The 24,848-nt window shown below is 57.8% G+C and carries 23 protein-coding genes; 8 read left to right on the top strand and 15 right to left on the bottom strand.

The window, feature by feature from the left end:
* Nucleotides 1–7: 7 nt before the first annotated feature.
* The 10 genes from HBN63_RS17015 to ccoN (HBN63_RS16970) form a co-directional block, all read right to left on the bottom strand.
* Nucleotides 8–532: a FixH family protein gene (locus tag HBN63_RS17015; RefSeq protein WP_170050226.1), complete on the bottom strand. Its 525-nt coding sequence runs from the start codon at nt 530–532 to the stop codon at nt 8–10.
* 12 nt (nt 533–544) lie between these two features.
* Entirely contained in the window at nt 545–1,957 is a 1,413-nt protein-coding gene (ccoG, locus tag HBN63_RS17010; RefSeq protein ID WP_170050225.1) for a cytochrome c oxidase accessory protein CcoG, read from the bottom strand.
* Between the two features lie 136 nt (nt 1,958–2,093).
* Nucleotides 2,094–3,083, bottom strand: a complete 990-nt coding sequence (gene ccoP / locus HBN63_RS17005; protein ID WP_160088552.1) for a cytochrome-c oxidase, cbb3-type subunit III — start codon at nt 3,081–3,083, stop codon at nt 2,094–2,096.
* Nucleotides 3,080–3,265: a cbb3-type cytochrome c oxidase subunit 3 gene (locus HBN63_RS17000; protein ID WP_090256143.1), complete on the bottom strand. Its 186-nt coding sequence runs from the start codon at nt 3,263–3,265 to the stop codon at nt 3,080–3,082. Before HBN63_RS17000 ends, ccoP (HBN63_RS17005) begins: the two co-directional genes overlap by 4 nt.
* A gap of 6 nt (nt 3,266–3,271) precedes the next feature.
* Nucleotides 3,272–3,880 carry a cytochrome-c oxidase, cbb3-type subunit II gene (gene ccoO / locus HBN63_RS16995; protein WP_090256144.1) on the bottom strand — a complete coding sequence of 203 codons (609 nt, stop codon included), beginning with the start codon at nt 3,878–3,880 and terminating at the stop codon, nt 3,272–3,274.
* Nucleotides 3,880–5,322 (bottom strand): cytochrome-c oxidase, cbb3-type subunit I, encoded by a 1,443-nt coding sequence (gene ccoN, locus HBN63_RS16990; RefSeq protein WP_170050224.1) that lies wholly within the window; start codon nt 5,320–5,322, stop codon nt 3,880–3,882. Before ccoN (HBN63_RS16990) ends, ccoO (HBN63_RS16995) begins: the two co-directional genes overlap by 1 nt.
* 370 nt (nt 5,323–5,692) lie before the next feature.
* Nucleotides 5,693–6,631 (bottom strand): cytochrome-c oxidase, cbb3-type subunit III, encoded by a 939-nt coding sequence (gene ccoP, locus HBN63_RS16985; RefSeq protein ID WP_170050223.1) that lies wholly within the window; start codon nt 6,629–6,631, stop codon nt 5,693–5,695.
* Complete coding sequence (locus HBN63_RS16980) at nt 6,628–6,813, bottom strand: CcoQ/FixQ family Cbb3-type cytochrome c oxidase assembly chaperone (protein WP_170050222.1); 186 nt, start codon at nt 6,811–6,813, stop codon at nt 6,628–6,630. Before HBN63_RS16980 ends, ccoP (HBN63_RS16985) begins: the two co-directional genes overlap by 4 nt.
* Nucleotides 6,814–6,816: 3 nt before the next feature.
* The gene (gene ccoO / locus HBN63_RS16975; protein WP_170050221.1) at nt 6,817–7,425 is read right to left on the bottom strand and encodes a cytochrome-c oxidase, cbb3-type subunit II; all 609 of its coding nucleotides are present in this window, start codon (nt 7,423–7,425) and stop codon (nt 6,817–6,819) included.
* Entirely contained in the window at nt 7,425–8,864 is a 1,440-nt protein-coding gene (ccoN, locus tag HBN63_RS16970; protein ID WP_160088546.1) for a cytochrome-c oxidase, cbb3-type subunit I, read from the bottom strand. Before ccoN (HBN63_RS16970) ends, ccoO (HBN63_RS16975) begins: the two co-directional genes overlap by 1 nt.
* A 105-nt stretch (nt 8,865–8,969) precedes the next feature.
* Between ccoN (HBN63_RS16970) and HBN63_RS16965 the strand changes: the two genes are divergently transcribed.
* Both HBN63_RS16965 and nfuA read left to right on the top strand, forming a co-directional pair.
* Entirely contained in the window at nt 8,970–9,659 is a 690-nt protein-coding gene (locus tag HBN63_RS16965) for an alpha/beta family hydrolase (protein ID WP_170050220.1), read from the top strand.
* 108 nt (nt 9,660–9,767) lie between these two features.
* On the top strand, nt 9,768–10,352 hold the full coding sequence (gene nfuA, locus HBN63_RS16960; protein ID WP_090256151.1) for a Fe-S biogenesis protein NfuA: 585 nt from the start codon (nt 9,768–9,770) through the stop codon (nt 10,350–10,352).
* 102 nt (nt 10,353–10,454) lie between these two features.
* On the opposite strand, the gene HBN63_RS16955 is transcribed toward nfuA, so the two are convergent.
* Nucleotides 10,455–11,486 (bottom strand): RNA methyltransferase, encoded by a 1,032-nt coding sequence (locus HBN63_RS16955; RefSeq protein ID WP_170050219.1) that lies wholly within the window; start codon nt 11,484–11,486, stop codon nt 10,455–10,457.
* 156 nt (nt 11,487–11,642) lie between these two features.
* Between HBN63_RS16955 and HBN63_RS16950 the strand changes: the two genes are divergently transcribed.
* On the top strand, nt 11,643–11,945 hold the full coding sequence (locus tag HBN63_RS16950) for a DUF1883 domain-containing protein (RefSeq protein ID WP_090256153.1): 303 nt from the start codon (nt 11,643–11,645) through the stop codon (nt 11,943–11,945).
* A 68-nt stretch (nt 11,946–12,013) separates the two neighbouring features.
* Here HBN63_RS16950 and HBN63_RS16945 read toward each other — a convergent pair whose 3' ends face one another.
* Nucleotides 12,014–12,910 carry a DMT family transporter gene (locus tag HBN63_RS16945; RefSeq protein WP_090256154.1) on the bottom strand — a complete coding sequence of 299 codons (897 nt, stop codon included), beginning with the start codon at nt 12,908–12,910 and terminating at the stop codon, nt 12,014–12,016.
* Between the two features lie 200 nt (nt 12,911–13,110).
* Between HBN63_RS16945 and aceK the strand changes: the two genes are divergently transcribed.
* The 5 genes from aceK to HBN63_RS16925 all read left to right on the top strand — a co-directional run bounded on the left by aceK (nt 13,111) and on the right by HBN63_RS16925 (nt 19,579).
* Nucleotides 13,111–14,841 carry a bifunctional isocitrate dehydrogenase kinase/phosphatase gene (gene aceK / locus HBN63_RS16940; protein ID WP_170050218.1) on the top strand — a complete coding sequence of 577 codons (1,731 nt, stop codon included), beginning with the start codon at nt 13,111–13,113 and terminating at the stop codon, nt 14,839–14,841.
* 5 nt (nt 14,842–14,846) lie between these two features.
* Entirely contained in the window at nt 14,847–16,886 is a 2,040-nt protein-coding gene (locus HBN63_RS16935; protein ID WP_345940495.1) for a TonB-dependent receptor, read from the top strand.
* A gap of 99 nt (nt 16,887–16,985) precedes the next feature.
* Nucleotides 16,986–17,117, top strand: coding sequence for a PA1414 family protein (locus tag HBN63_RS21960; RefSeq protein WP_262498997.1), 132 nt, complete (start codon nt 16,986–16,988; stop codon nt 17,115–17,117).
* A gap of 184 nt (nt 17,118–17,301) precedes the next feature.
* Complete coding sequence (locus tag HBN63_RS16930; RefSeq protein ID WP_160088536.1) at nt 17,302–18,867, top strand: PAS domain-containing methyl-accepting chemotaxis protein; 1,566 nt, start codon at nt 17,302–17,304, stop codon at nt 18,865–18,867.
* Nucleotides 18,868–18,958: 91 nt separating this feature from the next.
* Nucleotides 18,959–19,579 (top strand): DTW domain-containing protein, encoded by a 621-nt coding sequence (locus HBN63_RS16925; RefSeq protein WP_170050217.1) that lies wholly within the window; start codon nt 18,959–18,961, stop codon nt 19,577–19,579.
* A 6-nt stretch (nt 19,580–19,585) separates the two neighbouring features.
* Here the strand turns inward: HBN63_RS16925 and HBN63_RS16920 are convergent, their stop codons facing one another.
* The 3 genes from HBN63_RS16920 to HBN63_RS16910 are packed head-to-tail and all read right to left on the bottom strand — an operon-like array spanning nt 19,586 to nt 24,491.
* Nucleotides 19,586–20,944, bottom strand: coding sequence for an HlyD family type I secretion periplasmic adaptor subunit (locus HBN63_RS16920; RefSeq protein WP_170050216.1), 1,359 nt, complete (start codon nt 20,942–20,944; stop codon nt 19,586–19,588).
* Nucleotides 20,945–20,952: 8 nt separating this feature from the next.
* Nucleotides 20,953–23,112 (bottom strand): type I secretion system permease/ATPase, encoded by a 2,160-nt coding sequence (locus HBN63_RS16915; RefSeq protein ID WP_170050215.1) that lies wholly within the window; start codon nt 23,110–23,112, stop codon nt 20,953–20,955.
* A gap of 23 nt (nt 23,113–23,135) precedes the next feature.
* Complete coding sequence (locus HBN63_RS16910) at nt 23,136–24,491, bottom strand: TolC family outer membrane protein (RefSeq protein ID WP_090256160.1); 1,356 nt, start codon at nt 24,489–24,491, stop codon at nt 23,136–23,138.
* Nucleotides 24,492–24,848: the final 357 nt, after the last annotated feature.

Genomic DNA, 24,848 nt, shown 5'->3' with positions numbered 1-24,848 from the left:
AGTGCGCTTATTGAGCATCCCCGAGGAGGATGTTCTGCCCGCTTTTCACGTTTTCTTCTTCAAACAGGCGCCAGTCCTTGCCGCCTTCCTGGCCGACCAGCTCCACAAAACGACGGCCTTGCACGGCATCGATCATCTGGCCGCTGTAACTGCCATCGGCCTGCGGTTGCAGAATCACCCGGCGGTCACGTTCGGGTTGCGTCGGCGAGATCAGGTTAAGCACCAGTTGCTGTGGACGGCTGTTGCCGCTCAGTTGCAAGGTCGCAGTGCCGTTGTCATCGTTGAGCAGCAGGCTGGCATGCAGCTTCAGGCGAATAGCGTGATTTTCCCGCTCCAATGACTGGTTGATGCCTTTGCCGACATCGTAATAGTCATCGGAGATCAGCCCCGGCGGGTTCTTCGTGGCGATGGTAAGCAGGGTCAGCCCCTGTACCACTGAATAGGCCAACAGGCCAATCAGGAACCAGGGCCAGAATTGCTTGTACCAGGGCTTGATGATCTCAGCGTTCTTTTCAGCTATGGGCTCAGTCATGGTCTTCTCTAATCAGCGCACGCTCGGGCCGATAAAGCGGCTGGCGGCGTCGGTTTTGATGCTTGGGTCATCCGCCGAGTGCAGGCGGAAGGTGATTTCGTTGGTGCTCGAAGGCAGTTTTTCAGGGTCGATGGACAACTCGACCGGTAGCGACAGTACCTCGCCTGCGATCGCTTTGATTTCGCGCTTGCCTTCGTACACCAGGCCGTCGAGGCCGTCGGCTTCGATCAGGTACGTGACCTCGTGCTGGGCCTTGTTCATGATCTTCAGGGTGTAGACGTTCTCGATCCGGCCTTCTTCGTTCTCGCGGTAAAGCACGCGGTCCTTGAGTACATCCAGCTCCACCAGCGAACGGTCGGCGATAGCCCAGGCGAACACGCAGAGCATCGCCAGCAGGGCGATGGCGTAACCGATCAGGCGTGGCCGCATCAAGTTGGTCTTCTGGCCAGACAGGTTGTGCTCGGTGGTGTAACTGATCAGCCCTTTCGGGTAGTTCATTTTCTCCATGATGCTGTCGCAGGCATCGACGCACGCGGCGCAGCCGATGCATTCGATCTGCAGACCGTCACGGATGTCGATGCCAGTGGGGCAGACGTGTACGCACATTTTGCAGTCGATGCAGTCACCCAGGCCCTCGGCCTTGTAGTCCGCATCACGCTTGCGTGGGCCACGGTGTTCGCCGCGGCGTGGGTCATAGGACACGATTAGGGTGTCCTGGTCGAACATCACGCTTTGGAAGCGCGCGTAGGGGCACATGTAGATGCACACCTGCTCGCGCAGGTAGCCGGCGTTGCCGTAGGTCGCAAGGGTAAAGAAGCCTACCCAGAACAGTGCCCAGCCACCGGCTTGCAAAGTGAACAGCTCGGGGATCAGCTCGCGAATTGGCGTGAAGTAGCCGACGAAGGTGATGGCTGTGACCAGTGACACGCCAACCCAGATGCTGTGTTTAGCCAGCTTGCGCAGAAATTTCTGCGTGGTCATCGGCGCTTTGTCGAGCTTCATGCGTTGGTTGCGATCACCTTCAGTGACTTTCTCCGCCCACATGAATACCCAGGTGAAGACGCTCTGTGGGCAGGTGTAGCCGCACCACACGCGACCGGCGAATACGGTAATAAAAAACAGGCCGAAGGCGGCGATGATCAGCAGCGCGGAGAGCAGGACGAAATCCTGCGGCCAATACGTCGAGCCAAAGATATAAAACTTGCGCTCCGGCAGGTTCCACCAGACGGCCTGACGGCCGTTCCAGGTCAACCATACAGTGCCGAAGTACAACAGGAAGAGGGCAGCACCACCGAGCATACGCAAATTGCGGAAAATGCCGGTGAAGGAGCGGGTGTAGATTTTTTCGCGGTTGGCGTACAGGTCAACAACTTCGACCTTGGCCGGGGCAGGGGTGACGTCTTTAACTGGAATCTGTGCGCTCATCAGTTTGTACCACGGCGGTTGATTGGCTGCCCTGGTCGATACGTGCCGGCCGGGGTCATACGGGCTCTTGCGCTATGGTACGCCTGACGATTGCCCAGCAGGTGCGACCTGCGGTCGCGCCTGCCAGGCAGGAGAATTACTTCTCGATTTTTGCTTGCGACAGGCTGTACACGTAAGCCGCTAGCAGATGCACTTTATCGTTGCCCAAGAAATCAGCTTGGGCGGGCATCTTGCCGTTACGGCCGTAGCGCAGAGTTTGTTGCACCTGAGCAAAACTGGAACCGTAGAGCCAGATTTTGTCGGTCAGGTTAGGTGCGCCCATGGCCTGTTGGCCCTTACCTTCAGCGCCATGACAGACTGCACAATTGGTCGCGAAGATGTTTTGACCTGCGGCAAGGTCAACTTCGATACCTTCCGGGTTTTTCAAACCCGAGAGGGTGCGAATGTAGCCGGCAACGTTACGGATGCCTTCTTCGCCGATGCTGTCCTTCCACGCTGGCATCGCAGCCTGACGGCCGGCCATGATGGTGGTTTTGATGGTTTCCGGCTCGCCGCCATACAACCAGTCATTGTCAGTCAGGTTCGGGAAGCCATATGCGCCCTTGGCATCAGAGCCGTGGCAGACCGAGCAGTTGGAGGCAAACAGGCGGCCGCCCATTTTCAACGCTTGCTCGTCCTGAGCCACTTGCTCGATCGGCATGGCAGCATATTTGGCAAAGATCGGGCCGTACTGGCTTTCAGCCTTGGCCATTTCCTTTTCCCACTGATGCACACCGGTCCAGCCTGCATTGCGCTCGGCACCACCAGCAATTTCGATGTTCGTTGCGAAAGGCTTCTTCGCTTCGGTATCGAGGTAGTCATAGCCTGGCAGCAGACCTTTCCAGTTACCCAGGCCCGGGTAGAGCGCGAGGTAGCCGAGGGCGAAGATGATGGTGCCAACAAACAGCATGAACCACCACTTGGGCAGCGGGTTGTCGAACTCTTCGATACCGTCGAAGGAGTGGCCGACAGTTTCTTCGGTGGTTTCTTCGCGCTGGCCCTTGCGGGTGCCGAAGATCAGCCAAGTCAGGGCAAAGATGGTGCCCAGAGACAGAATGGTTACGTACCAACTCCAGAACGTGGTCATTGGTTATTGCTCCTGGAAGATTGCTCGTCACGCTCGTTGGGTTTGGGATCGTCGGCGAAGGGCAGGTTGGCGGCCTCGTCGAAGCTGGATTTACGCTTGCTGCTGTAGGCCCAGAGCACCACGCCAATAAAGGCGATGAACACCACTGCTGTGCCTATGCCACGAATAGTCCCGATGTCCATCGCGCGTTACCGTTTGTTCTTGATGGAAGTGCCGAGAACCTGCAGGTACGCCACCAGTGCGTCCATTTCGGTCTTGCCTTTTACCGCGTCCTTGGCCCCTGCGATGTCTTCATCGGTGTAGGGGATACCAAAGCCACGCATGACTTCCATCTTCTTGGCGGTGTCCTTGCCGTCGAGTTTGTGCTCGACCAGCCAAGGGTAGGCCGGCATCTTCGACTCAGGCACTACGTTGCGCGGGTTGTACAAGTGCGCACGCTGCCATTCATCGGAGTAACGACCGCCGACGCGAGCCAGGTCCGGGCCGGTACGCTTGGAACCCCACAGGAAGGGGTGATCCCAGACGCTTTCACCGGCTACCGAATAGTGGCCATAACGTTCGGTTTCGGCACGGAACGGACGAATCATCTGCGAGTGGCAGCCGACACAGCCGTTGGCGATGTACACATCGCGGCCTTCCAGTTGCAGCGCGGTGTAAGGCTTGAGGCCTTCCACCGGCTCGTTGGTAACGTCCTGGAAAAACAGCGGAACGATTTGAGTCAGGCCACCGATGCTGACGGCCAGAACCATCAGCAACGCCATCAGGCCAATATTCTTCTCAATGATTTCGTGTTTCATCAGTGCGCTACTCCGGCAGGAATCTGTGCAGCCGCTTCGTATTCAGAAGCCTTGGCGGCACGCACGGTGCGGTAGGTGTTGTACGCCATCAGCAGCATGCCGGCGACGAAGAACGCACCACCAATCATGCGCACCACATAACCTGGGTGGCTGGCTTCCAGCGCTTCAACGAAGGAGTAGGTGAGGGTGCCGTCTTCGTTGACTGCGCGCCACATCAGGCCCTGGGTGATGCCGTTGACCCACATCGAGGCGATGTACAGCACGGTGCCGATAGTGGCCAGCCAGAAGTGTGCGTTGATCAGGCCAACGCTGTGCATCTGCGGGCGACCAAAAACTTTAGGCAGCAGGTGGTACAGGGCACCGATAGAGATCATCGCAACCCAACCGAGCGCACCGGCATGTACGTGGCCGATGGTCCAGTCGGTGTAGTGCGACAGGGCGTTGACGGTCTTAATCGCCATCATCGGACCTTCGAAGGTCGACATGCCGTAGAACGCCAGGGAAACGACCAGGAAGCGCAGGATTGGGTCGGTGCGCAGCTTATGCCAAGCACCCGACAGGCTCATCATGCCGTTGATCATACCGCCCCAGCTTGGTGCCAGCAGGATGATCGACATGGCCATGCCCAGGGACTGTGCCCAATCCGGCAATGCGGTGTAGTGCAGGTGGTGCGGACCGGCCCAGATGTACAGGGTGATCAGCGCCCAGAAGTGCACGATAGAAAGGCGGTAAGAGTAGATCGGACGCTCGGCCTGCTTCGGCACAAAGTAGTACATCATCCCCAGGAAGCCGGTGGTCAGGAAGAAGCCCACGGCGTTGTGGCCGTACCACCACTGGATCATCGCATCAGTCGCACCGGCATAGGCCGAGTAAGACTTGAACAGGCTAACCGGTACGGCCGCGCTGTTGACGATATGCAGCATCGCGGTAACCAGGATAAAGGCCCCGAAGAACCAGTTGCCCACATAGATGTGCTTGGTCTGACGTTTGACGATAGTGCCGAAGAACACCACGGCATAAGCGATCCAGACGATGCCCAGGAGGATATCGATTGGCCACTCTAGCTCGGCGTATTCCTTGGTACCGGTGAAACCCATCGGCAGAGTGATCACTGCAGCGACGATCACGGCTTGCCAGCCCCAGAATACGAAGGCAGCAAGGCCATCAGAGATCAGGCGTGCCTGGCTGGTGCGTTGCACCACGTAGAACGAGGTGGCCATCAGCGCGCAACCACCGAAGGCGAAAATCACCGCGTTGGTGTGCAGCGGACGCAGACGGCCAAAGCTCGTCCATTCCATACCCAGGTTAAGTTCAGGCCACACCAGCTGTGCGGCGATGAAAACACCCAGGCTCATGCCAATGACTCCCCAAATCACCGTCATTACGGCGAACTGGCGAACCACCTTGTAGTTATAAGCAGTCGGACTGATTGCTGTGCTCATTATGGGTTCCACGGTTAATGGATTTTTTAGGGGCAAAAATCGGCGGCAAGTATGGAGAAAGCAGGTGCTCATTGCAACGACACATGCCGGCGCGATAGGGCTTACAGGGCTGTTGGTAAGCCTGCATGGTCGCTAATGCAGAGCATAACCGCGAGCAGTAAACGCCTAAACAGGCGTAGCGCAAAGATGGGAATCGCCTTGGAGTTATGACAGGTGGCGACTGTCGACAAGATTAGCTCAAGTCGAACGTCGCGAGTGCACTTGGTCGGAAGGGTGCGACCTTGGGTCGCATGATCCGGACGGTTGTCCGAACGCGGGAGGGAGGGGCTGGCGACTGTCAGTCGCCAGCCAGGTGGTGCGGTTTTAGCGATTACTGCTCAGTGACGGTCTGCTGTTGCCGGCTCAGGCTCAGTACATAAGCCGCCAGTAGATGCACTTTGTCGTTGCCCAGGTATTGCTCCTGCGCCGGCATCTGGCCGTTACGGCCATGGCGGATGGTCTGCTGCAGTTGCGCCAGGCTGCTGCCGTAGATCCAGCCAGCCGGCTTGGTCAGGTCGGGAGCGCCCAGCATGGCCATGCCGGTGCCTTGGGCGCCGTGGCAAGCCTGGCAGTTGGCGGCAAAAATGGCGGCACCTTTTTCCAGATCAAAGCGCTTGTCAGTGGGCAGCGGCAGGCCTGCCAGGTCCTTACGGACATAAGCTGCGACCTGTTGCACACCTTCTTCACCAATCACCGCCGTCCAGGCCGGCATCGCCCCAATACGGCCATTGAGGATGGTAGTTTTGATTACGCTGGGCTCGCCGCCCCAGCGCCAGTGGTTGTCGGTCAGGTTAGGGAAGCCCACTGCACCCTTGGCGTCAGAGCCGTGGCAAACCGAGCAATAGGTGGCAAACATACGTCCACCCATTTTTAGAGCTTGTTCGTCTTTAGCCACTTCTTCCAGGGGCATCGCCGCATATTTGGCGAATATCGGCCCATACAACTCATCAGCCTTATCGACTTCACGCTGCCATTGCTTGACCTGCGTCCAGCCGCCTTCGTATCCGGGCAGTACGCCTTTCCAGCTGCCCAGGCCGGGATACAGCACCAGATAGCCAATTGAGAAGATCAGCGTGCCGAGAAACAGCATGAACCACCACTTGGGCAGTGGATTGTCATATTCCTCAATACCATCGAAGGCATGGCCCATGGTTTGATCGGTGGGGCTTTTGTGAACTTCGCTTTTACGGGTGGCAAAAATCAACCAGAACAACGCGAGCAGAGTGCCCACGGTCAGCAGGGTGATGTACCAGCTCCAGAAAGTGCTCATGGGGTCTTGCTCCTTGGGGCAGCCAGTGTGGGTTCATCGGCAAAGGGCAGCAGGGCGGCTTGATCGAAAGCCGTGCGGCGTTTAGCGCTGTAAGCCCACAGGGTCACGCAAACAAACGACAGCAGAACCAGTGCAGTGCCGATGCCGCGCAGGGTGCCTATATCAATAAAGTCGAATGACATGACCTACCTCTTGTTCTTCACGGCAGTGCCGAGCACTTGCAGGTAGGCGACTAGGGCGTCCATTTCACTCTTGCCTTTGACAGCCTCGCTCGCGCCTGCGATGTCGTCGTCGCTGTAGGGCACGCCAACCAGGCGCAGTGCTTTCATTTTGGCCGGGGTGTCTTGGCCGCTCAGGGTGCCTTCTACCAGCCAGGGGTAGGACGGCATCTTCGATTCCGGCACCACGTTGCGCGGGTTGTAGAGGTGCGCACGGTGCCATTCATCCGAGTAGCGGCCGCCAACGCGGGCCAGATCTGGCCCGGTACGCTTGGATCCCCAAAGGAAGGGGTGGTCGTAGACGCTTTCGCCAGCGACCGAGTAGTGGCCGTAGCGCTCGGTTTCTGCGCGGAACGGGCGAATCATCTGCGAATGGCAGCCGACGCAGCCCTCGCGGATGTAGATGTCACGGCCTTCCAGCTGCAGCGCGGTGTAGGGCTTTAGGCCCGCCACCGGCTCATTGGTAACGTCCTGGAAGAACAGCGGGACGATCTGCGTTAGGCCGCCGATGCTCACCGCCAGCACCATCATCAGCGCCATCAGGCCGATGTTCTTCTCGAGTATTTCGTGTCTCATCAGTGGGCTCCCTCAAGCGAAAACTGCGCGGCGGCGTCCATCTCGGCGGCTTTGGTATGGCGCACGGTCTGCCAGACGTTCCAGGCCATCACCAGCATGCCGGCGAAGAAGATCGCACCGCCGATCACCCGCACCACAAAGCCGGGGTGGCTGGCTTCCAGCGCTTCGACGAAGGAGTAAGTGAGGGTGCCGTCTTCGTTGACTGCACGCCACATCAGGCCTTGGGCGATGCCGTTGACCCACATCGAGGCGATGTAGAGCACGGTGCCGATGGTGGCGAACCAGAAGTGCACGTTGATCAGGGCGATGCTGTGCATTTCGTCGCGGCCAAAGACTTTGGGCAGCATGTGATACAGCGAGCCGATGGACACCATGGCCACCCAGCCGAGGGCGCCAGCGTGAACGTGGCCGATGGTCCAGTCGGTGTAGTGGGACAGGGCGTTGACGGTCTTGATCGCCATCATCGGACCTTCGAAGGTCGACATGCCGTAGAACGCCAGGGAGACCACCAGGAAGCGCAGGATCGGGTCGGTGCGCAGCTTATGCCAGGCACCTGAGAGGGTCATCATGCCGTTGATCATGCCGCCCCAGCTGGGTGCCAGCAGAATCAGCGACATCACCATGCCTAGGCTTTGTGCCCAGTCTGGCAACGCGGTGTAGTGCAGGTGGTGCGGGCCGGCCCAGATATACACGGCAATCAGCGCCCAGAAGTGCACGATGGACAACCGGTAGGAATACACCGGGCGACCGGCCTGCTTGGGCACGAAGTAGTACATCATCCCCAGGAAGCCCGCGGTCAGGAAGAAGCCCACGGCGTTGTGGCCGTACCACCACTGGATCATTGCATCGGTGGCCCCGGCATAGGCCGAGTAGGACTTGGTCAGGGTGACCGGCACTTCCAGGTTATTGACCAGGTGCAGCAGCGCCACGGTGAGGATAAATCCGCCGAAGAACCAGTTACCCACATAAATGTGGCTGACGTTGCGTTTCATCACCGTGCCGAAGAACACGATGGCGTAGCTGACCCAGACAATGGTGATCAGAATGTCGATCGGCCATTCCAGTTCGGCGTATTCCTTGGAGCTGGTCCAGCCCATGGGCAAACTGATGGCCGCCAGAACGATCACCAATTGCCAGCCCCAGAAGGTGAAGGCGGCAAGCTTGGGTGCGAACAAGGTGGCCTGCGAGGTGCGTTGTACGGCGTAATAGCTGGTGGCGAATAGCGCGCAACCGCCAAAGGCGAAGATCACCGCGTTGGTATGCAGCGGGCGCAGGCGACCGAAGCTGGTCCACGGCAGGTTGAAGTTGAGTTCGGGCCAGGCCAGTTGCGCGGCGATAAATACGCCGAGCCCCATCCCGACAATGCCCCACACCACCGTCATGATGGCGAATTGGCGAACCACCCTGTAGTTGTAGGCGGAACTGGTTGCTGTGTTCATGTCTGGGCTTCCATCCACGGTTTATAGGCAGATCATCGAAAATCAGCGGCTGCGGGCTTGTACGATCTGCGTCGCAGTCCAACGGATTCTTTAAGCGAGGTAAGCATGAGCAAAGGGCAGGTTGCGGGTATTGACGGGGATCAATACGTGCAGGGGCAGGGTGAGGGCGCGTGGCTGTGGGATCGCCCGCTTGGTGAGACGCGCGCTACCTTGATTCTGGCCCATGGCGCCGGTGCGCCGATGGACAGCGAATTTATGCAAAACATGGCGCAAAGCCTTGGTGAGCGTGGGGTTGCCGTACTGCGCTTCGAGTTCGCCTACATGGCGGCGCGGCGTCTGGACGGCAAGAAACGCCCGCCCAACCCCCAGCTCAAACTGCTTGAGCAATGGCGTGAGGTCTATACCCAGGTTCGGCAGGTGCGCCAACAGGTCGCAGGGCCGTTGGCCATTGGCGGCAAGTCCATGGGCGGACGCATGGCCAGTCTGCTGGCCGATGAGTTAGGCGCTGATGCGCTGGTGTGCCTGGGCTATCCCTTTTATGCCGTCGGCAAGCCGGAAAAGCCACGAGTCGCGCACTTAGCCGAGTTGCATACGCCGACGTTGATCATTCAGGGCGAGCGCGACGCCTTGGGCGATAGGCAGGCGGTGGCAGGCTATGCGCTGTCTGAGGCGATCAAACTGCACTGGCTGACCGCTGGGGATCACGATCTCAAGCCGCTAAAAAGCTCGGGCTTCACTCATCAGCAGCACCTGCAGACGGCGGCCGATGCGATTGCGCAGTTCCTCTGCGCATAGGCGGCAGGGCTGGCGTTTAGTGAATGACTGTTATTCCTACTAAAATACTAGGACTTTGCCGGCGCGGGTGAGTGGCGTACACTGCGCCCATGTTTGCGAGGAGTTGCCATGAGCACCATTACTATTACCGACGCTGCCCACGATTATCTGGCTGATCTGCTGAGCAAGCAGAACACCCCGGGCATCGGCATCCGCGTATTTATTACCCAGCCAGGCACCCAGTACGCTGAAACCTGCATTGCCTACTGCAAGCCGGGCGAGCAGAAGGCCGAAGACACCGCTTTGGGTCTGGCCAGCTTCACCGCCTGGATCGACGCTGTAAGCGAGCCGTTTCTGGAAGACGCCGTGGTTGACTACGCCACCGACCGTATGGGCGGCCAGCTGACCATCAAGGCGCCGAACGCCAAAGTGCCGATGGTCAACGAAGACAGCCCGATCAACGAGCGCATCAGCTACTACCTGCAGACCGAGATCAACCCCGGTCTGGCCAGCCATGGTGGCGAAGTCAGCCTGATCGACGTGGTCGAAGATGGTATTGCCGTGCTGAAATTCGGTGGCGGCTGCCAGGGCTGCGGTCAGGTTGACCTGACGCTTAAGGAAGGCATTGAGAAAACCCTGCTTGAGCGTATTCCCGAGCTCAAAGGTGTGCGTGACGTGACCGACCACAGCATCAAGGAAAATGCCTACTACTAAGTAGATGGCTAAACAAAAATGCCCGCGCTCTGCGGGCATTTTTTATGCTGCTTACTTCGTGTGGGAGCGGCTTTAGCCGCGATGCAACAACTCAGTCATTACTTATGCACGGTTTTTGCGCCGATCCAGCAGCTCGGTTGCCCGTGCGCGCAATTGTCCGCAGCCGCCATCAATGTCCTGACCCGCCGAGTTGCGCACCTTGGTCAGCAAGCCACGGCTGTGCAGGTAACGCACGATCTGCACAATACGGTCACCATCAGGGCGCTGGAATTCATCCGCTTCCAGGCTGTTGTAGGGGATCAGGTTCATGATTGCGTACTTGCCTTTGAGCAGGCGCAGGATGCCGTCCATCTCCTCCTGGCTGTCGTTGATGCCCTTGAGCAGCGTCCACTGGTACTGGATTGGGTAATCGGTCTGCCGAGCGTAGGTTTCGCCCAGTTCCACCAGCTCTTCAGGATCAATACGCGGCGCGCGCGGCAGTAGCGTCTGGCGCAGCTCGGCATCGGTGGTATGCAGCGACAGCGCCAGCGCCGGCTTGACCTGCTGCTGCGGCAAACGCTCGAACACCCGTGGGTCGCCGACGGTAGAGAACACCAAGTTGCGCTGGCCGATACCGCCCTCGGTGCCGAGCAGGTTGATCGCTTCGAGCACGTTATCGAGGTTATGCGCCGGCTCGCCCATGCCCATAAACACCACTTTCTTTACCGCTCGAAAGCGCCGGGCCAGCGCCACTTGGGCGACGATCTCGGCAGTGCTCAGCTGGCGCAGCAGGCCGCTCTTGCCGGTCATGCAGAACACGCAGCCCACCGCGCAACCCACCTGGCTGGAGACGCACAGGCCATCGCGCGGCAGCAGCACGCTTTCCACCATCTGCTTGTCGGCCAACTCCACCAGCAAACGCGCCGAGCCGTCCGTCGCCGGGTGTTCAGAGCTGAGGCGCGCCAGTCCATCAAGTTCGCTGCTTATCTCGGGCAGGGCATTGCGTACCGCCAGCGGCAGGAAGTTCTCGGTCTTCTGGTTGCGCGTACCGGTATCCAGCGGCATGCCGCGCAGCCAGGCACGGGTAATCCGCCCGATGTGCATGGGCTTGGCACCGAGATCGGTGAGGCGTTGGTGAAAGTCGTGAATATGCATGGGGCGCGCATGCTACCACCGGCCAGGTTGCGGTGGTATGTGTGGCGGTGGGCAGGCGTCGGATGCGCAGACCACGCCGCTTAATCTTTGCTCAAGCAGCGCCGGGCACTCATACTAGCGTCCTGATTGGCCTGACCCAGCTGTGCGGAGCGGTAGATGAAATTTATACACCAGCGCGAACACCTCAATGAAGACGACGTTGTCGTGATCGAGTGCTCGCAAACCTGTAACATTCGCCTGATGAGCGATGCCAACTTCCGCAGCTTCAAGAATGGCGGCCGGCACACCTACCACGGCGGCGCGTTCGATACCTTCCCGGCCAAGATCACTGTACCGAGCAGTGGTTTCTGGAACATCACCATCGACACGGTCTCGCGCAAAGCCATCAGCGTCACACGCAAGCCGACGCTCAAGCATTCAATCAAAATCGTGCGCAAGTCGACCTCGCGGCTGAGCTGATCCTTGGTTTGAACCTGATCCGCAAAAAAGCCCGCTTAAACAGCGGGCTTTTTTGTGTCAGGGGTGAGTCAGGTGGGTTTGACCGTTGCGCTAGGCCGTACCACCAGCCAAAGCGCGATGGCAATCAGCACGCCGCCATACAGGTAGGCCCAGGACAGTGGCTCATCCAGCAACAAGGCGCCCCAGAGTACGCCGAATGGTGGGATCAGGAAGGTGGTGGTGCTGGCCTTGATCGGGCCGATATCGCTGAGCAGGCGGAAATACAGCACATAGGCGAAGGCGGTGCAGATAAAGCCCAGCCCAGCCAGGGACAGCCAGACCTCTAGCCCGCCCCAGCTGGCCGGCGGCTGCACAACCAGAGAGCCGGCGAACCAGGGCAGTAGAAACAGGCTGGCACCACAGAGGCTGGCAAAGGCGGTCAGACGGTTATCCAGGCCGCCTTGTTGGCCGATCCAGCGTCGCGTTAGAAAGCCGGCAAAACCGTAACAGGCGGTAGCCACCAGGCAGGCAGCGGCTCCCCAGAGCAGCGGTAAATCAAACTCCACCGGGCCGGTGCGGGTCAGCACCGCTACCCCGAACAGGCCGATGGCCACCCCGGCGGCTTTGCTCCAGGTCATGGCTTCAGCAAAGAACAGCATGCCGATTAGCACCCCCATCATGGGTGTGGTGGCATTCAGAATCGCGGAGTAGCCCGCGGGCAGTACCAGTGCAGCCATGCAATACATGGCTGAGGGCAAGCCAGCGTTGATTACCCCGAGGATCAGGCAGTGTTTGAGTTTGCCGCTGAAGTCCCACCGAACTCGCATCAGTAACAGAATGGCGAATAAGCCAAGCATGCCCAAGCTGGCGCGGAAAAATGCGGTTGGCATGCTGCCCAGTACGGGCGCGACGATGCGCATAAACAGAAAGCTGGCGCCCCAGATGGCAGCCAGCAACAGCAGACGGATCAGGTCGGCAAGACGCACAACGAACTCCACATATTAAGAAAGGCGAGCAGTGTTGCTGGGCGCGTACGCCAAGGCAATTCGAAATGCGCTTTCAAAGCCGTCGAATGGCAATATTTCGTGGCAGATAAATCTGTATTCAGGCATTGCCGGCTTTTACTTGGTGCGGCCACTGGATAAGCTCGGTGGATTATCCGCATTTGATCTGCAGGGGTTCGTATATGCCACAGCAATGGCCGGCCAGCGCGATTGCCGCACTTATCCTCGACGGCTTCGATGATTACCGTGAGCAGTTCAGGCAGATCACCAATGGCGCGCGGGTGCGATTCGAACAGGCGCAATGGCAGGAAATTCAACAGGCTTCAGCCGCACGTATTGCCCTTTATGAAGAGTGCGTCGGTGCGGTCAGCACGCGCCTGAGTCAGGAGTACGAAGCGCAGGTGCTGCTGGATGTGGCGCAGTGGCCGCTGGTGAAGTCGGCTTACATCGCCCAGATCGACCTGCGCTACGACGACGAGCTGGCGGAAACCTGGTTCAACTCGATCTTTTGCGGGCTGTTCAGCCATGACCAGATCAACGATGGCTGCATGTTTATCCACACTACGCGCCCAGCGTTGCGGGTGAATGAGCGGGCGCCGCAAACACGGCTGTACGAACCCAAGGGCAATGTTGAACAGGCGCTGCGGCAGATTTTCGAGGATTTCAGTTTCGAAGTCGGCTATGAAAACCTGGAGCGCGATCTGGCGCGGTTGCTCAAGCAACTGCATGCCAATTTGCCGGATTGGGTGTGCAAGGACCCGGACCTGCGCATTGAGCTGTTCGCCTCGCGCCTCTATCGCAACAAAGGCGCGTACCTGGTTGGGCGTATCTACACCCGCGATGAGCAATGGCCGTTGGTGATTCCACTGCTGCACCGCGAAGGGCAGGGCATTCAGATTGATGCGCTGATCACCGATGAAGCGGAGGTGTCGATCATTTTCTCCTTCACCCGTTCCTATTTCATGGTGAGGGTGGGCTATCCGGCGGAGTTTGTCGGCTTCCTTAAACGCATTCTGCCCGGCAAGCATATTGCCGAGCTGTACACCTCAATCGGCTTCTACAAGCACGGCAAGTCGGAGTTCTACCGCGCGCTGATCAATCACCTGGCCACCACCGATGACAAGTTCGTCATGGCCCCCGGGGTGCGCGGCATGGTGATGAGCGTGTTTACCTTGCCGGGTTTCAATACCGTATTCAAAATCATCAAGGACCGTTTTTCGCCGTCGAAAAACGTTGACCGTAATACGGTGATCGAGAAGTACCGGCTGGTAAAAACCGTCGACCGGGTAGGGCGTATGGCCGATACCCAGGAGTTCGCCGATTTCCGCTTTCCGCTGAGTAAGTTCGACCCCGAGTGCCTGGCCGAACTGCTGAAAGTCGCGCCGTCCACCGTCGAGGTGAAGGGCGATACGGTGCTGGTGCGTCACTGCTGGACCGAACGGCGTATGACCCCACTCAACCTGTATGTGGAAAGCGCCAGTGCAGCCCAAGTGCGCGAAGCGCTGGACGACTATGGCTTAGCCATCAAGCAGCTGGCAGCAGCCAATATCTTCCCTGGCGACATGCTGCTGAAAAACTTCGGCGTTACCCGTCATGGCCGCGTAGTGTTCTACGACTACGACGAGATCTGCTTCCTCACCGAGGCCAACTTCCGGCGCATTCCGCCACCGCGTTACCCCGAGGATGAAATGTCGTCCGAGCCCTGGTACTCCGTGGCGCCGCTGGATGTTTTCCCCGAGGAGTTTCCGCCGTTCCTGTTTGCCGATATGCAGCAGCGCAAGCTGTTCAACGAGCTGCATGGCGAGCTGTATGACGCCGATTATTGGAAGAGCCTGCAAGATGCCATTCGTGCCGGCAAGGTCATCGATGTATTCCCGTATCGGCGCAAGGATCAAGCCGACAGGGAGTATTGAGCAGCGTGCGTCTGTTGTGTTGTGCGATTGCCGCTGGTGTCTGGCTTCTGGCGGATAGTGCTGTTGTGAGGGCGGCTGAATCAGCCGAGGCTGCCGTCGAACTAGCGCCATTGCTGATCACTTCGCCACGTAGCACTGCGCGCTGGTTGAACACGCCGGCCGCCGTCACAGTTATTGATGTGGGCGTTGCGCCCGGTGAGCAGAACCTCGCGCTGGATGCTTTGCTGGCGCGCGTGCCCGGCGTGTTCAGCCTCAATCGTTACAACCTGGCTCAAGGCCTGCGCCCTGCGATTCGCGGGTTTGGCGCACGGGGCAATTTCGGCGTGCGCGGCATTCGCGTGCTGGTCGATGGTGTGCCCCTGACCATGCCCGATGGCCAAACTGAGCTCGACGGCCTTGATCTGGGCTTGGTTGAACGAATGGAGGTCCTACGTGGCCCGGCTTCGGTGCTGTACGGCAATGCCGCAGGCGGCGTGCTGGCAATTGAAACGCGCGAGCCACCCATAGTGCCCACGATGCAGTTGGACCTCAGTGCGGCTGGGCTGGGTTATCAGCGTACACGTGGTGAAATTGGTGGCAGCGCCGGCAACCTGAGTGGTTTGCTCGCCTTCAATAGCACGGTTTTAGAGGGCTATCGCGAGCACAGCCAGGCGCACACCAACAGCCTCACCGGCAAGCTGCGCTGGTATGCGCCAACGGGGCGTCTGCGCCTGAACTTCAATGCCATCGACAACCGTGCTGAAGATCCGGGCGGCCTGACTGCCACTGAAGTAAAAAGGGATCGTCGTCAGGCAGCGCCGAATAACCTGCGATTTGATGCCGATGAATACATTCGTCAACAGCGCTTGGGGCTGGTCTGGGATGGCTACGCTGCGGGGGCTGATGAGTACCAGCTGCGCAGTTACCTAGGGCACCGCGAGTTTGGCAATCAGCTGGGGTTTGCCACCAGCGGGCAGACGACCTTCAAACGCTATTTCAGCGGCGTTGGTGGGCAGTACAGCCATCACCGTGAGCTGATTGGCCTGCCTCATAAAATCACCACAGGCTTTGAGCTAGAGGCGCAACGTGATGATCGTCGGCGGTATGACAACCTGCTTGGTGAGCGTGGACAATTGCGCCAACAACAAGATGAATCAGCGCTGAGCCAGGGGCTGTTTATTGAAGATCAGATCGACCTGAGCGAGCTGTGGCAGGCCACGCTTGGGCTGCGTTATGACCAGGTACGTCTGGCGGTGGATGATTTTTATCTGGTCGATAATCGCAATGACTCAGGCTCGCGCAGCCTGGAAGATTGGAATTACAGCGCCGGACTGAGTTATCGCATCACCCCGCAACAATCGCTCTATGCGCGCCTGGCCAGCTCTTTTGAAACACCCACCATCAGTGAGTTGGGTAATCCACAAGGCGGTGGCTTCAACAGCGCCTTGCAGCCGGCTCAGGCGTTTAGTCGTGAGTTGGGTATCAAAGGCGAATGGCCTGCGCTGCGTTATGCCGTATCGCTGTACCGCATTGAGCTTGAAGATGAGTTGGTGGGCTTTAGTCTACCCGCCCAGCCTGGACGTAACTTTTATCGCAATGCCGGTGAGTCACGCCGTGATGGCCTTGAGTTGAGCCTGGATTGGCAACTGGCCGATCATTGGCGTTGGTCTGCGGCCTATGCGTTTAATCGTTATCGTTTTGAGGCGTATCAAACCACGGCGGGCGATTTTTCCGGCAAGCGTATCCCCGGTATTCCGCAGCAAACCCTCTTCAGCGAACTGGCTTATGAACATCAAGGCGCCTATGTGCGGCTTGGCGTGAGCGCTCAGTCGCGGGTATATGTTGACGATGCGAATAGCCGGTCTGCTCCCGGTAATGCCGTGTTCAATGTGCGCCTCGGTAAGCGTTATCAGATGAACGAGCAAAGCGTGGAACCGTACGTGGGAATCGATAACCTGCTAGGGCGTGAGTATTTCGATAACCTGCGCATCAACGACGCCAATGAACGTTACTTCGAGCCCGGTCCCGGGCGTACCTTTTATGCTGGCCTGCGAGTCCTGTTTTAACCTGTTACGACGGAGTTGAAGCAGTTTCAATCAGCCTGAACTAGGCTGGAATGAGGTGTCCAATCACCTATGTCGATGTCTTGGGTTGGAGGCTATTGTATGAACACCAAGTTGCAGAATGCCTTGCTTGATTTGTTGGTTGCCCTTGGCCTGTGTGAACGGCCAAAACTGCAGCCAATCCCCGTACGCAGTAATTCCCCCGACTCCAAGTCGGTACCTCCACGGCGTTAGGTCTTTGTGCCTGTATGCATGCGTCAGCGAAGGTCAGCTTTTGTCCTGGCGGCTGACATTTATTGCGCAAATTGTCCCAGATCATAATTGCCTGCTTTAAAACAAGCATTTGCTAGCGCGTTGTCAGCGCTGTGCTAGACCTACACCTGAAGTTGTGCAAATAGCTCAGACAGGGATAGCTCCAATGCGCCAGAACCTCCCAGTGACTCAACGGGAAAGAACGTTTCCCGCCAATGAACGGCTGATTTCCACCACCGACCTGAACAGCAATATCACCTATTGCAACGATGCCTTTGTCGAGATCAGCGGTTTTACTCGCGAAGAGCTGCTCGGTCAGCCGCACAATCTGGTGCGCCATCCCGATATGCCCCCCGGTGTGTTTGCTCACATGTGGGAAACCATTAAACAGGGCAAGCCCTGGATGGGCGTCGTCAAAAATCGTGCAAAAAATGGTGATTACTATTGGGTTAGCGCCTACGTCACGCCGATCTATGAAAATGGCCGGGTGGCTGGCTACGAATCGGTACGTTCTCTACCTGATGAAGCGCAGAAACGCCGAGCTGAAAAACTCTATGCCCGCTTGCGTGAGGGCAAGCCTCCTGTGCCAAAACTGGAGTACTGGACCTACGATATCATTCAGTCATGGCCGCTGATTCTGGCGTGCGTGCTGATTCTTGCTGCGCACGCTGTGCTGAGTGGCACTTGGCTTTTGGGCTTCATTTTTGCGGTGCTGTTCGGGCTCGGGTCCTATCAACTGCACGCTAAAAGTAGGTTGATCAGGGACACACTTGCCGAGCACCCCAAGGCATTTACCAGTGCTTTAGTCGCCCTGACCTATACCGACAGTCGGGGTGCACAGGCATTATTGGATATGGCGATGATCAGTGAGGACGCACGACTTCAGACCGCGCTGACACGTATTGAAGATGCCGGCAACAATGTCAAAAAGCATGCGGCGCGCTCGGCCGACCTGTCACGTTCCGGGGCGCTGATGCTTGATCAACAGCGTAGCGAAACCGATCAGTCCGCCACTGCAATCAACCAGATGGCAGCAACCATTCAGGAGGTGACGCACAACGTGCAGAGCACCTCGCATGCCGCTGAGGAAGCAGACCGGCTGGCTAAACAAGGCCTGCAACTTGCCAGTGGCAGCCTCGACTCTATGCAGCATATGGCTAAGGCCGTGGTCGATATTGGTCAGGCCGTCAATGACCTGGCCAACTCGACACAATCCATTGGCAGCGTTGCCGATGTGATTACCTCGATTGCTGAGCAAACCAACTTGCTGGCGCTCAACGCTGCCATCGAGGCGGCGCGAGCGGGTGAGCAGGGACGTGGCTTTGCGGTGGTGGCCGATGAGGTGCGTTCATTGGCATCACGTACGCGTGAGTCGACCGAGCAGATTCATCAGATTATTTCGTCGCTACGCGCAGGGGCTGAACGTGCGGTGGTAACCGCAGGCAAGGGCGAGGCGATTTCCAATCAGAGCGTTGAAAGTGTCGAGTCGGTCCGCACCGCGTTAAGCGGAATCAGTGAAGCCGTCAGCCGCATCACTGGCATGAGCCAGCAAATGGCATCTGCATCCGAAGAGCAAAGCCATGTGGCGGAAGACATCAGCCGACAGATCACGCAGATTGCGCAACTCTCTGACCGCAGTGCCGAGCAGGCGCATCAGGGCGCAGTTATTGGCCAGGAGCTGGAAGATATGGCCGATTATCTGCACAGCCTCGCGGAGCGCTTCAATCGCTGAGTGATGATTTGGCCGGATGCCTGTCGGCTCGCCTCTGAGCTGAGCCGATTTTCGATGTGTTATGGCAAACTGCGCGGCTGAGGAGAAACCGATGCCACGCCCGCAATGCCTACGTTGTGCCCGTCCGATTGAGCGCTGTTTATGTGCGCTGATTCCCTTTCTAAATAGCCGTACTCGGGTGCTGATCCTGCAGCATCCGAGTGAGGTCAAGCATGCGCTGAATACCGCACGTCTTGCGGCTCTTGGCCTGAGTAATGCTGAGTTGCTGGTAGGTGAGGTCTTCGAGTCGCTTGCTGCACTGCTGCAGCCGCCTGGCTATCGTGCGTGTTTGTTGTTCCCCGGCGAGCATGCGCAAGCGTTACGGGCGTTTGCTCAACAGCACAGTGAGCAGCCGCTGCTGCTGGTGGTGCCTGACGGCACATGGCGCAAAGCCCGTAAGCTGTTGCACCTCAATCCATTGTTGGCAACTTTGCCCAGAGTTGTATTACCGGAGGGATTGCAGTCACGTTATCGCTTGCGCAAAGCGCCGATGCCCGGTGCTTTATCAACCATCGAAGCGATTGTGACTGCCCTGAATATCGTTGAGGCTCCAGTCTGTTTCGATGGGCTGCTCACACCCTTTGAGGCATTGATTGAGGGGCAGATTGAGACGATGGGTGAACAGACTTTCCTGCGTAACCACGGCAAGCCGGATGCATCAGGCGTCAGATAAGGCATTTCAGCGCTCACGCATGGCTTCCGAACGTGCCTTCAATACTGGTTTGAGCAGGTAGTCGAGCACACTTTTTTCACCGGTGATGATGTCGACCGTGGCAACCATGCCAGGGATGATCAGCAATGGATGTTCATCGCTGCCTAGGTGGCTCTTATTGGTACGTACCTGGATCAGGTAGAAACTATTGCCTTCCTCATCGGTAATGGTGTCGGCGCTGATCAGTTCGAGGTTGGCCTTGAGTCCACCGTAGATGGTGTAGTCGTATGCGGTAAATTTGACCATGGCTTTCTGCCCAGGGTGCAGGAAGGCGACATCCTGCGGGCGTACCTTGGCTTCAATCAGCAGGCTGTCATCCAGCGGTACGATTTCCAGCATGTCACTGCCGGGTTGAACGACGCCGCCGATAGTGTTGACCTTGAGTTGTTTGATCACCCCGCGCACGGGTGATACCACGGTGGTGCGGCTGACGCGATCATCAATCGCAACGCTGGTAGCGGTGAGCTTCTGCAGTTCGGTGCGGATTTCGTTGAGCTCCTTGAAAGCATCTGAGCGAAAGCTCAGTTCCGATTCTTCAATCTTGCTTTTGATCTCATCCATCGCCGACTCGGCTCTTGGGATCGCCAGGTTGGTGGCATCCAATGAGCCGCGTATTTCCACCAGGCTGCGACGCAGGCGGAGGATTTCCACCTGGGAAATAGCGCCTGTTGCGACCAGGGGTTGCGACATATTCAGCTCCTGCTGCAGCAGGCCCATACTGGAGCGGTATTGCTGAGCCTTGGCGCGAAATTCGGCCAGTTCCTGGGTTTTTTGCCGCAGCTGTTCGCCGAGAGTGCGCTGTTCGCTTTGCAGGCGGTTCTGTCGAGATTGATAGAGCGCCAGCTCATCCTCAGCCAGTTGTGGGGCTTCGTGCAGAATATCCGCCGGCATGCTGATGGGGCGTCCTTCAGCTTCTGCGGTTAACCGCTCGACCCTTGCCACCAGAGCCAGGCGATCTGCTTCGGCTTCGCCTCGGTTGGAGAGAAAGCGCGTGTCATCTAAGCGCAGTAGCACAGCGCCTTTTTCGACAATCTGTCCTTCGCGTACAAAAATCTCGCTGACGATGCCGCCTTCCAGGTTCTGAATAACCTGGATTTTGCTGGATGGGATGGCTTTGCCTTCACCAGTAGTGACTTCCTCCAGCACGGCAAAGTTGGCCCAGATCAACGCCACGATCAGGCATGTGCTCACCACCCAGACGGTGATACGGGTGAACCAGGGCGAGTCTTCGAGAATGGCGCCGTCGACTTCCGGCATAAACTCGGTGTCCTGCTTGCGCTGGCGCATGCTGGCGAAGTAGTCGCGAATCGAGGTGCTTATTTGCATGACCGTTCCTATACCGCAGCAGGGCCAACTCGACCTTTGCGTAGCGCTTCAATCACTGCTTCTTTCGGGCCGTCTGCAACAATATGGCCGTTATCCAGCACCACCAGACGGTCTACCAGGCTGAGCATTGAGGCGCGGTGTGTGATCAGCAGCATGGTTTTACCCTGGGCCCAAGTTTGTAGGCGGTTGCGCAGGATTTCCTCGCTGGTGTTATCCATGGCGCTGGTGGGTTCATCCAGCAGCAGGATGGGTGGATCAAGTAGTAACGCGCGCGCTAGCAGCACGGCTTGACGCTGACCACCAGAAAGCAGCTGGCCTCGTTCACCCACGGGGCGGTCGAAGCCTTGCGGATGTTGCCGGGCCAGATCGACCACACCGGTCAGCTCAGCCACTTCCAGCATGCGTGCATCGCTGACATAGCGTGCGCCCAGTGTCAGGTTATCGCGCAGGCTGCCGGCCAGCAGTGGTAGGTCATGGGCGACGTAACCAATCTGGTGGCGTAAGTCAGCCACGTCGAGCTGACGCAGGTCGAGATTGTCCAGCAGGATTTGCCCTTTGCTAGGGCTGTAGAAAGCCATGACCAGGCGCGCCAATGTGCTCTTGCCAGAGCCGCTGCGGCCGATGATGCCGATACGTTCACCTGCTGTCAGACGCAGGCTAACGCCTGCAAGCGCTGGGGTACTTTGTCCCGGGTAGCTGAATGTAACGTCGCGTACATCCAGTGCTCCATGCAGTTGGGTGCGGTCTAGTGGTCGTTGTTTGGCCTGACGCTCCTGCGGCAGGGCCATCAGCGCATCGGTGCTGGTCATGGTCAGGCGCGCTTGCTGGTAGCGGGTGATCAGTCCAGCGATCTGCCCCAGCGGCGCCAAAATACGGCTGCCCAGCATGTAACAGGCGACCAGTGCACCCACACTGAGCTGGCCGGCGATGATGATGTATACCCCCGCGATGATGGTGGCCATGCCCGCGAATTGCTGCAGAAACAGTGTGCCGTTGGTGGCGATAGAGGCCAGTGAGCGAGCATGAATATCGAGACGGGTGAGGGCACCATGGGTTTTTTCCCACTGGTGCTGGCGTTCACTTTCTGCGCTGCAAGCCTTCAGGGTTTCCAGGCCGCCGAGGGTTTCGATTAGCAATGCTTGGCGTTGTGAGGCCAGTTGCAGACTTTTTTCCACCGTATCGCGCAGACGCGCCTGGATAATAAAGGCGAACAGCGCGGTGATCGGAAACGCCAGCAAGGGGATGACCACCAGCCAGCCGCCGATCAGCCAGATCACCGTAATCATCAGAAATGAGAAGGGCAGGTCGATCAGGCTGGTGAGGGTTACGGCCGTGAGAAATTCACGCAAACCCTGAAAATCATGAATGCTCTGGGCAAAGCCGCCTATGGTGGCCGGCCGAGCTGTCATCGACATGCCAGTGATGCGCTCGAACAACGTGGCTGACAGCACCACATCGGTTTTCTTGCCTGCGGTATCAAGCAAGTGCGAGCGCAGGATTTTCAGCAGCAACTCGAAGCCCATGCCAATAAACAAGCCGATGGCCAGAACCCAGAGCGTTGAGGTGGCCTGGTTGGGTACGACGCGGTCATAGGTCTGCATGACGAACAGCGGCACCATCAGGCCGAGCAAGTTGATCAGTAGGCTGGCGAGAATGGCATCTGTGTACAACCAACGCGACAGCTTCAGAGTGTCGCGAAACCAGGCTTCGATACGCGGTACGAGCGGTGAACGTACTTCTTCCAATTCATGCCGTGGTCGGGCAAAGAAGGCTTGGCCGCTGTACTCACTGGCCAGTTGTTCACGGCTGACCCACTGTTCACCGCCGTCGGCTTCACAGGGCAGTATTTGCGCTTGGTTCTTCGGGCCCCATTGACGCAACACCGCGCTACGGCCGTTTTTCAACAGCAGCAGAACGGGCAGGTTGAGGGTTGAGATGCTGGCCAGATCGCGTTGCAGCAAACGCCCTTGCAAACCCGCCCGCGCTGCAGCGCGGGGCAGTAACTCAGGAGTCAGACGCTGCTCTGGCAAAGGCAGGCCTGCACTCAAGCTGCCACGGCTGGCTGAGCAGCCGTGGAGTTTGCAAAGAATCAACAAGCCATCAAGCAGCGGGTCGTCGTGATTAAGACGCGGATCGCTGGATGACCCCGGCCGTTCCATGGTGGTCAAGGTTACTACTCCTTATGCCGGTTCTATTTCATTGCCGGCAGACGGGCCTCGCTCTTCACTTCAGTGAGGGCTACAGCTTCTGCCGGTACTACCACTTGCTGCTGACGCAACAAGTCACCCATCGCTGCGGTTACCCGGTACATCGAGAACTCTTCGCTAAAGCGCACTTCGCTGTAACGCCGATTAGCGGTAAAGAGCTCGTTTTCACTGTCCAATAGGTCGAGTAGGGTGCGTTGGCCAAGGCTGAATTGCTGTTGATAGGCTTCGCGAACTCGTGCGGTGTAGTCTGCGTAATCACGCGCTTTGGGGGTTTGCAGGCGGGCGTTTTCCATGGCGTTCCAGGCCAGGGAGAGGTTTTCGTTGAGTACGCGTAGGGCGTTGTTACGTATGTCCATCGACTCATTAATCTGGTGTGCAGTCGACTGTAGGCGTGCTTTGTCGCGCATGCCGTTGAACAGGTTGTAGTTCATCACCACAGCCGCACGCCAACCATTGTTATGACCCTCATCGCCCTGAGTGTTGTTGTCGGCATTGGTGGCCAACTCAAGGTCAACACGTGGGTAGAAGGTTGATTTGGCAACTTCGTATTGTTTTTCGGCTGCCTGGACGTCGGCCTGTGCGGACTTCAGGAACGGGTTGTTATCAATCACGGCTTGGCGGGCGCCATCCAAGGTCTCTGGCAATGAGCCCTTGAGTGAGGCGGGCGAGTCCAGCTCGTCCGGCATGCGGCCAACGGCACTGAAGAAATTGGCTTCGGCATCGGCAAGGTTTACCTGCTCGGTGTAAAGGTTGTTCTCTGCCAGGGCAAGACGTGCTTCAGATTGGTCCAGGTCCGCTGTGCTGCCTACACCTTGTTGGCTGCGCAGGCTGATTTGATCATTGATACGTTGGTGGGCTTGTAAGTTGTTACGTGCCAACTCGACCATTTCACGGCGCATCAGCAGATCCAAATAGACCTCAACGGTACGCAGAGCCAGGCTTTCAGATGTGCCCAGGAGCCGATAAGCCCGCGAGTTGACCACTGCTTTGGTGCGCTCGACTTCATTGGGCGTATTGAAACCATCAAAGATCATCTGTCGCAGGCGCAGCTCAGAGGTGCCGTAATTCAGAGTTTCAGTGTTGTGGTTGCCCAGTGCTCGTGTGCTGGGACTGTCGGTATTTTCGCGACCGTAGCCCATCAGCAGGTCTACGGTTGGCAGATAACCGCCTTTGGCAATTTTGACTTCTTCATCCGATGAAAGGCGGCTATTGGCCCCGGCATGCACCTCCGGATGGTTGTCCAGAGTGCTCTGGATCGCCTCCGATAAGGTGATGCCTTGTGCCTGGGTACAGACCGCTGCCAGCACGATACTGCTCCATAGAGGGTTGAGTGCGCGCATCTGGAAACTCTCCTTATAAGACTTGCTTAATTCCGTCGCCAAAAAAATGGCTTTTTTGTCTTGTTGATTACTCTCCGCCTGTAACATCACAGCTAAGAACACTTTTCAGTGTAGCTAAGAAAAAATTGTTACAAGCCATATAAGAAAAAAATCTTATGCAGACTGATAAAAGCAGCACATTGTTTTCATCCAGAAGCCGTGCATTTCGTGCTCTTAGGTGGCGTGCGCGGCTAAAACAGATGGTCAGATGCAAATAGGGGCGGGATCTTTCTGGTGTGGTGGGCGACGTGGGTCAGGGTGACAGTTTTTTGTCGTTTGTGTTTTTGAGTGTGACGTCGTTGTAATCAGCCAGTGCTT

This window comes from Pseudomonas sp. WS 5011 (assembly GCF_012985775.1).
GTDB lineage: Bacteria > Pseudomonadota > Gammaproteobacteria > Pseudomonadales > Pseudomonadaceae > Aquipseudomonas > Aquipseudomonas peli.
Note: the sequence above shows the minus strand (reverse complement) of the source record. Positions and strands in the feature narration are given on the sequence as shown.

Coding starts and splice junctions, on each gene's coding strand:
- HBN63_RS16930 (WP_160088536.1), top strand. CDS start 17,302: ATGCGCCAGAACCTCCCAGTGACTCAACGGGAAAGAACGTTTCCCGCC.
- HBN63_RS16950 (WP_090256153.1), top strand. CDS start 11,643: ATGAAATTTATACACCAGCGCGAACACCTCAATGAAGACGACGTTGTC.
- HBN63_RS16980 (WP_170050222.1), bottom strand. CDS start 6,813: ATGTCATTCGACTTTATTGATATAGGCACCCTGCGCGGCATCGGCACT.
- aceK (WP_170050218.1), top strand. CDS start 13,111: ATGCCACAGCAATGGCCGGCCAGCGCGATTGCCGCACTTATCCTCGAC.
- ccoN (WP_170050224.1), bottom strand. CDS start 5,322: ATGAGCACAGCAATCAGTCCGACTGCTTATAACTACAAGGTGGTTCGC.
- HBN63_RS16955 (WP_170050219.1), bottom strand. CDS start 11,486: ATGCATATTCACGACTTTCACCAACGCCTCACCGATCTCGGTGCCAAG.
- ccoN (WP_160088546.1), bottom strand. CDS start 8,864: ATGAACACAGCAACCAGTTCCGCCTACAACTACAGGGTGGTTCGCCAA.
- HBN63_RS16965 (WP_170050220.1), top strand. CDS start 8,970: ATGAGCAAAGGGCAGGTTGCGGGTATTGACGGGGATCAATACGTGCAG.
- ccoP (WP_170050223.1), bottom strand. CDS start 6,631: ATGAGCACTTTCTGGAGCTGGTACATCACCCTGCTGACCGTGGGCACT.
- ccoO (WP_170050221.1), bottom strand. CDS start 7,425: ATGAGACACGAAATACTCGAGAAGAACATCGGCCTGATGGCGCTGATG.
- ccoP (WP_160088552.1), bottom strand. CDS start 3,083: ATGACCACGTTCTGGAGTTGGTACGTAACCATTCTGTCTCTGGGCACC.
- HBN63_RS16925 (WP_170050217.1), top strand. CDS start 18,959: ATGCCACGCCCGCAATGCCTACGTTGTGCCCGTCCGATTGAGCGCTGT.
- nfuA (WP_090256151.1), top strand. CDS start 9,768: ATGAGCACCATTACTATTACCGACGCTGCCCACGATTATCTGGCTGAT.
- HBN63_RS17015 (WP_170050226.1), bottom strand. CDS start 532: ATGACTGAGCCCATAGCTGAAAAGAACGCTGAGATCATCAAGCCCTGG.
- ccoO (WP_090256144.1), bottom strand. CDS start 3,880: ATGAAACACGAAATCATTGAGAAGAATATTGGCCTGATGGCGTTGCTG.
- HBN63_RS16920 (WP_170050216.1), bottom strand. CDS start 20,944: ATGCAAATAAGCACCTCGATTCGCGACTACTTCGCCAGCATGCGCCAG.
- ccoG (WP_170050225.1), bottom strand. CDS start 1,957: ATGAGCGCACAGATTCCAGTTAAAGACGTCACCCCTGCCCCGGCCAAG.
- HBN63_RS21960 (WP_262498997.1), top strand. CDS start 16,986: ATGAACACCAAGTTGCAGAATGCCTTGCTTGATTTGTTGGTTGCCCTT.
- HBN63_RS17000 (WP_090256143.1), bottom strand. CDS start 3,265: ATGGACATCGGGACTATTCGTGGCATAGGCACAGCAGTGGTGTTCATC.
- HBN63_RS16910 (WP_090256160.1), bottom strand. CDS start 24,491: ATGCGCGCACTCAACCCTCTATGGAGCAGTATCGTGCTGGCAGCGGTC.